This is a genomic window from Bacteroides sp. AF25-38AC (assembly GCF_003602995.1).
GTDB classification, from domain to species: Bacteria; Bacteroidota; Bacteroidia; order Bacteroidales; family Bacteroidaceae; genus Bacteroides; species Bacteroides uniformis.
This window is the reverse complement of the sequence record NZ_QTMD01000076.1, coordinates 1-1,029: the sequence shown is the minus strand read 5'-3', so window position 1 is coordinate 1,029 and position 1,029 is coordinate 1. Positions and strand designations below refer to the sequence as shown.

Genomic DNA, 1,029 nt, shown 5'->3' with positions numbered 1-1,029 from the left:
GCCATAAAATCCTCCAAAACAAGCTTCATGGCATCACTTGTCAACCGAAGATCCTGATTCTGTTCGGCAAGGTATTGTATGTATCGCTCTTTCTGATCCTCTGCCATACCTGCACTATAATTTATAGGGTTGCGTGAGTAGGTTTCCCTACTCAACAACTCTCGTTTTGTTGTAATTATATCTTGCAGATCGATCATACTTAAACCTTTGATTTACAGCATTAAAGGTAATAAAATAATCACAAAACCGCAAGTGGATAAATAGATTGATTATCTGATTTTTAATGTTTTAACTATAGGATTCTCAAGAATCAAAACCACGTCCTTCCAGGCAATCCGATAAACAGTATCTGCCCCGTTCCGCTCCACCTTCATGAACTGATAGCCTGCCACAAACTTCTTTTCGAACAGACTATATGAACGATTATCAAATGAAAACATACGGACTATTCTGCGATTGCGAGACATGACTATAAAGACGTCTCCATCATTGGGCTCACGGTGAAGCCGTTCACGAATGACAGACAGCACACGGCTGTGCTTACAACGCATATCGGTAAAGTCACGGACATAATAAAAATGATTCAGACCGGTAACACTCAACATAACCCCTCCAACTGCTCTACCATACGAACCAAATCCGGGTAGCTTAAATTCTTTTGGGACAAATGCAAGCCATTGCTGATACGAATCTCAACCCAAATACGAACCGGGTGATCATTTCTGCCTGGTGATACCGGTTGAGATTGATCAATGGCACTGGATTTTTCCTCATGACCGATTACTGGAACACCATCAACCTGGACTTCAACTACTTTTTTACGGGTATCCCTGTACCATTTCTGAAAGATGTTATAAGGAACTTTGTTCTTAACACAAAACGATTGGAGAGATTCTCCATGAGGCAAAGCCTCGGTCTGGTACTGAAAGTAAAACCTTTCAAGATCTTCACTACTATACATAAATTCTAATATTTTTGTTCGCAGCGAAGATAGAGATTTCAATTATGAGCCAATTTTTGACTGCTTAC

2 protein-coding genes and 1 pseudogene are annotated in these 1,029 nt (G+C 40.1%); all 3 read right to left on the bottom strand.

Going from position 1 to position 1,029, the window contains the following annotated elements; genetic code table 11:
• Positions 1–197: pseudogene (locus DWY55_RS22465) on the bottom strand (IS66 family transposase); the annotation flags it as partial.
• A gap of 72 nt (positions 198–269) precedes the next feature.
• Positions 270–605, bottom strand: a complete 336-nt coding sequence (gene tnpB / locus DWY55_RS21720; protein ID WP_007761176.1) for an IS66 family insertion sequence element accessory protein TnpB — start codon at positions 603–605, stop codon at positions 270–272.
• Complete coding sequence (locus tag DWY55_RS22160; RefSeq protein ID WP_165859538.1) at positions 599–961, bottom strand: hypothetical protein; 363 nt, start codon at positions 959–961, stop codon at positions 599–601. Before DWY55_RS22160 ends, tnpB begins: the two co-directional genes overlap by 7 nt.
• Positions 962–1,029: the final 68 nt, after the last annotated feature.